This window comes from Lentimicrobiaceae bacterium, assembly GCA_023227965.1.
Taxonomy (GTDB): domain Bacteria; phylum Bacteroidota; class Bacteroidia; order Bacteroidales; family JALOCA01; genus JALOCA01.
This window is the reverse complement of the sequence record JALOCA010000072.1, coordinates 1-5398: the sequence shown is the minus strand read 5'-3', so window position 1 is coordinate 5398 and position 5398 is coordinate 1. Positions and strand designations below refer to the sequence as shown.

Genomic DNA, 5398 nt, shown 5'->3' with positions numbered 1-5398 from the left:
AGAGCTTTATATTAACAATCAAAAAAAAAAAAACAATGAAAAAATATATTATATCAATAATACTGCTGGCTGTGGCTGTCTTTTCTGTGGTTGCAAACCCGGATAATCTTAATTTTGCTCTATTAATTGGAACTGCTGCCGGGGGTATAGGTACAGCGTTTCAGTTCAATATTACGTACCTACCTGAGTTTTTGATATGGAATGATGCTGGCGCAGCTATAAATTATTTGAGGATTGATACTCAGGATAGAGGGGTATTACTTAATCTATTGGCGGCTGACATTGCTCAATTTAACGGCATAATCAACGTTGGCGCACTTGCTGCTAATGACAATCGTATAATCTTAGCTGATGGACATATCCCCGGACAGAATGTTACAATATCGGGTACAACTTCAGCTGTTGGTGCAATTAACTTCTTTGGTAGCTCTGATAACGCCGGCGTTTCGATGTTTAAATACACTTCTGTTGCTGTGATAGCGAATAACGAAACACAGTTTGATAAATTTTCTGTACTCTCTCTCCCCGGACTGGTTACTGTAACCGACCGGGTTCAGGTGTTCTACAAAGACGGTCATGCACAGGTGTATGATTCAGTCGAGCTTGCAAGCCTGTCAACTATGTATAATGATGCTCCGGTTATTGTGATCAATAATCTTGCATCGAACATTGATAAGGTGCTTGTGACTTCTGTTCTGGGTGTTCAGGCTACTGTCATGAAAGTTGATATATAATGAAAATATTCAAGAATTGGAAACCAAAAACAGTCCTTGGGAAAGTGCTTAAAGGTGCTACGATTGGACTGGGGGTTGCTGCTACTGCCGCAACCGGAATCGGTGCTGTCGCTGGTGTAATTGGCGGTGGTGGCTTGCTGGCTGGTGCTGTTGCCGGGGGTGGAACTGTTGTTAAGGCGATAAAGGGGGGTGCAAAAGGCGTTAAGGTTGTGACATCTAAAGTCGCCGGGTCTGCTATCAACCTTGTGACAGGGACTAGCAAGGAACAAAGGGATATTGTGCAATCCGTTAAAAAAGAGGCAAAAGAGGCGCAAAGTCAACAAAAGCTCGTGCAAAAACTTATGAATCTTGGCAAATCTCGGTCAGAAGCTGAGAGTTTGGCGGGGGTGCAAAAGGGGGAAACCGTGTCGGGTGGTGTACTGTCTGGTATAGCTGGCTTTTTGAGCGGAAAAAGAAATGAAGTTTTGCAGGAAACGGGTGGTGCGGTTTCTGTCGGCGGTGGTGCTGGTCTTGATCCAAAATTGATTACTTATGCTGGTTTGGCTCTTGCTGGTCTGTTTCTGTTACCCAAAATATTAAGAAAATGAGTGAAATAATATCAAAAATTAAGCAGTTAATTACACAGTATAAGCCTTGGTCTATAATAGTATTGATTGTAGGCGGATTTTTCCTGCTGCAAAAATTAATACCGAAACCTCGGAGGCGGAGAAGGAAGGTTAAGCCTGTTGTATCAATCAGGCAGGGGCGGCGTAAGCGCAAAACAGTGACCAGATCAAAACCGGGGGCAAAAAAAGCTTGGCAGGTTAAAGGGTCTTTGGCTGCTCGTCGGCGTATGGCTCAATTAAGGCGGATGCGCCGTAAATAGTTGATCTTATATATATATATATAGTATGAAAAAATACATTAACCCTCGCAATCTGTTACTTTTTGGTTTGATACTGGTTGTGGTTGCGTTTTTTTGGATGCGGAAACAATCATTATCTTTTGAGGATGATATACAGGAAGAAACCCCGGAAGAAACCCCGGAAGAAACCCCGGAAGAAACCCCGGAAGAAACTCTGGAAGAAACTCTGGCAGCTGACCTAAATAATAGCCCCGATGAATGAACTCATCGGAAAAATACAGTTTGTCGCGCGCTGGCTCAAATGGTTGGCTGGTTTGGTTGATGCTGTTGTTTCTTATTTTCGCAATAATCCAATCCCTTCTAATGCAAAAAAATGATACTATAAGAAAATTAATTACTGAGTATCTCAGAGCTAATGGCTTTACGGATGAAATGATCCCTATTATAGTCTCTCAATTTGCACACGAAACAAATAATTTCAGGTCGAAGTCTTTTGTTGAGGGTTACAATCCTTCCGGGATGAAGCTGCCTGTTAAGAGGTTGACTACTGCAACCGGGGTGCTGTATGGACACGCAAAATATGATGATCTGGAGGCTGGGGTTAAGGATTTCCGCTTGTATTACACAAACCTCGGGTATCCTGAATATTATAATGCTCCCCTGCAAGTGGAACAATATGTTGATACATTGAAGGCGAAAGGATATTTTGAGGATAGTTATGATAATTATTTGCGTGGGGTTAAACATTGGTATAGTGTATATTATGGATAAACCAAGGAAAAATACTGCTTATTCGATCGGTGGAACATCGGTTGTGAATGCTGGGGCAACTGCGCTGACTACGTCACAGATAATTGTTAGCACTCGCACTTTTGCTGTGAGACGTATTATATTTGATATATTTTTTCGGAACATAACCCTCGGCACTGTCATTAATCCTTATGATAATAATACTCAACAATTCCAAGTATTAATTGGTATGGCTCAACACCCTTGTTTGCCAGCGCAGAATATTGTCGCGCCTGCTGGGGTTAACATAGTAACAGGGGTTGGTGTACCTATTACTTTTCCGGGCGAATATAATTATAATGGTTTGGTGATTAATAATGCTTGTGACGTGGTATTCAACCACGTTAATTATTCGCTCGCTGATCAGATAGGGGCTTATTTTAATTTGTATTTTGACATCGAAATTTTGGACTGATGGAGAGTAAATATCTGCTACGGTATATTAATAATACGTTTGATGTTGATTCAAACGAAAGGTTGTTCTATCAAGGCTTAATTGCTGGGTCTGAATTTGTGACGTATAATGCGCTCAAGTTATACGTGGCTATTAATGTGGAATTTGGCACGGATGCTGCCCTAGGAACTGCTCTCAATAATCATGTGGCTTTGTATGATGATGGCAATGTCTTGTTTTTCACGCTGCGAAATATTGCTTTAGTTGGGGATGTTACCGATAATTTCACGTTCCCAAATAATGTATATTCTCAGGATTTATATTTCTCCCGGATAGTCGTGACCGGGTATGAGTTCATGCGTTTTGATGGCTATAGAATTACTCTTATATAATTTTGTCTTGCTGTATGTTTTGTGTTTAATGTATGTCCGGTGGCTGTTTGTCACCGGATTTTTTTTGTTCGTCAAATAAAATTGACACGTGTTAATCCGCTACTTACATTTACGGACGTACAAACCAATAAATAAAAATCATGAAAAAAAGACCCGTTTATCTTTATTTGAACAACAGTAATGAAGTTGTTTACGCTAATTTTCAGGACTGCTTGAATAATAAGCGAAATAAAACTTTGAAACGGTTTGTTATACCGTCTGATTGTGAAATAAGGCAGTTTGTTAAGCTAACAGGGTGTAAATTGCATCCATTAGCCAGACTCAATGTTGTGAATCAAACGATTGTGTAATGACAGAATATTACACTACTTCAATGGACAAAGCAATTAAGTTCGCGGAGCTTAATTGTGCTGGGTTATACATGATCACCAATTACGCTTGTGATTGTGGCAATACAACCGCAAAAAAACTCACTTGTCATGAGTTTGTGATCTACATTTGCCCTTGCTCTGAGTACGCAATCAAATCAAAGCAATTATGACAACAAAAGAGGCTATTTTACGCGTGAAATTACGCATCCAATTGCGCGAAGTATGTGGGGTCTTGTCTAAGATGATACAAGTGCAAAATATCGTAGATATGGAGCTTATACCCCGGTCAAAATTAATAGCTGCTGAGAAGTATTTTCAGCGGCAATATGATAATTTAAAATTTGAAAACTCGAAAATTAATGAAAATGAAGTGTAAAGAATGTGTTTTTTTTAGAAAAAGTAAAATGTCACCCAATACGGGGGAATGTATGTACTCTCCTCCTGTCCCCGGTTTGGTTATTGACCAAAAATTTGGGAATCCGGGTACTGTGTCTATGCGCCCCGCGGTGAGCGTGGATGATTTTTGCTCAAGGCATCGCCCCAATCGTCCGTGGTAGTCCATTTCCCGGGGTGCTGATTAGTCGTAATGACTTTTGCGCCCCGGTTTTGTTTTGATCTTGTCAAAAACATTTTGCTTAATCCGATTAATCTTTGTAATACGCTGTAAATCAATATATATGTTAATTGATCATGACACGAAATTAAGGTATAGACTGTACGAAACAGGACAAATTACGTGTACTAGGGCGGGAGCTGGCAACCACAAAGCTAAAGGCGGTCGGGTTATCGGAAAAAAACAAAAAAAATTTAATGTTGAAAAAAAAATAGTACGATCAACTATAATCAGGCAATTCAACCTCCGCACAAATACAATCAAATTCATAACTTTAACTTTTCCAGATGATGTCACGAACAGATATGCAAATGAGTGTTTTTCAAAATACATTGAAAATCTTAAAAAAAATTATAGTCTCGCTTCTTATGTTGCCGTTAAGGAACTTACTAAGGCTGGTCGTCCTCATTTCCATTGTTTTATGGATATGCCTTATATTAATTATTCTGTCCTTAACCGGGCTTGGTGTCATACTTTTTATGACAACCTCGGTTTCTCGCCAAACGCTCTCCAGACTCGGAAAGGTAAATCAATAATCAAAACCATTCGCCGGGCGTGTAACTATGCCGCAAAGTACGTTTCAAAAGCCCCGGATATAAAAAACAATCCGGAATATACCAATGTCACTGATAAGCAGCTTGCGGATTATGTACATAATAGACTGTTTTTTTGCGATAATTTTGTAAAAAGTAGTGGGTATATTATACCAGCTGGTTTAATTGATTATCTACTTGCGATTAATGGACTGGTATGTGTGGCGAATGAAGATTATTATATTGTATTTTTTTTGGTAAAATTCACACCATCGTTATATATGATGGATAAATATGTTGCAAATTACCGTTTTTTATGCCTTATTTTAAGAGAAAAAGATCTTCATATCTTTTATTATTCTGACTTTTTATTATTTTTTTTCTGACTTTATATTAATTTTTATTGTTTTTTTCTTGACTTTTCAAATAATAAAGGACAAATTTGTCTTTTATTATTCTTTGTATCACAAAAAAAAAAATCAAAATGGGTGTAATAATCAAAGGCATAATGTTCGCTGTCAAGGTGTTAGCTGGGATTGGACTTGGAGAATTAGCTGATAAATTTTTTTCAGACAAGCTCCCGGCTGGTGTCGCTCCTGTGTCACCGTTTCAGAGTAATGTTCAGAAAATACTTAAATTTGCAGCTCTTATGGTTGTAGGTTTCGCAATCATATATTATGTTGTTCGCAAGCTAAAGATTAGAGCTTTATATTAACAATCAAAAAAAA

The 5398-nt window shown here is 38.7% G+C and carries 9 protein-coding genes; all 9 read left to right on the top strand.

Going from position 1 to position 5398, the window contains the following annotated elements:
- Positions 1-734: hypothetical protein (locus M0R21_13695; protein MCK9618876.1), on the top strand; the 734-nt coding region annotated here is incomplete at its 5' end.
- Positions 734-1321 carry a hypothetical protein gene (locus M0R21_13690; protein MCK9618875.1) on the top strand — a complete coding sequence of 196 codons (588 nt, stop codon included), beginning with the start codon at positions 734-736 and terminating at the stop codon, positions 1319-1321. The genes M0R21_13695 and M0R21_13690, both read left to right, overlap by 1 nt.
- A gap of 303 nt (positions 1322-1624) precedes the next feature.
- Positions 1625-1840 carry a hypothetical protein gene (locus M0R21_13685; protein ID MCK9618874.1) on the top strand — a complete coding sequence of 72 codons (216 nt, stop codon included), beginning with the start codon at positions 1625-1627 and terminating at the stop codon, positions 1838-1840.
- Positions 1841-1941: 101 nt separating this feature from the next.
- The gene (locus M0R21_13680) at positions 1942-2349 is read left to right on the top strand and encodes a glucosaminidase domain-containing protein (GenBank protein MCK9618873.1); all 408 of its coding nucleotides are present in this window, start codon (positions 1942-1944) and stop codon (positions 2347-2349) included.
- The gene (locus tag M0R21_13675) at positions 2342-2782 is read left to right on the top strand and encodes a hypothetical protein (protein MCK9618872.1); all 441 of its coding nucleotides are present in this window, start codon (positions 2342-2344) and stop codon (positions 2780-2782) included. Before M0R21_13680 ends, M0R21_13675 begins: the two co-directional genes overlap by 8 nt.
- Positions 2782-3153 (top strand): hypothetical protein, encoded by a 372-nt coding sequence (locus tag M0R21_13670; GenBank protein ID MCK9618871.1) that lies wholly within the window; start codon positions 2782-2784, stop codon positions 3151-3153. The genes M0R21_13675 and M0R21_13670 overlap by 1 nt, the downstream gene beginning before the upstream one ends.
- A 537-nt stretch (positions 3154-3690) precedes the next feature.
- Complete coding sequence (locus M0R21_13665) at positions 3691-3900, top strand: hypothetical protein (protein ID MCK9618870.1); 210 nt, start codon at positions 3691-3693, stop codon at positions 3898-3900.
- 301 nt (positions 3901-4201) lie between these two features.
- A complete protein-coding gene (locus M0R21_13660; GenBank protein ID MCK9618869.1) occupies positions 4202-5056 on the top strand; it encodes a replication endonuclease in 855 nt (284 codons plus the stop codon).
- A 98-nt stretch (positions 5057-5154) separates the two neighbouring features.
- A complete protein-coding gene (locus M0R21_13655; GenBank protein ID MCK9618868.1) occupies positions 5155-5385 on the top strand; it encodes a hypothetical protein in 231 nt (76 codons plus the stop codon).
- Positions 5386-5398 lie beyond the last annotated feature (13 nt).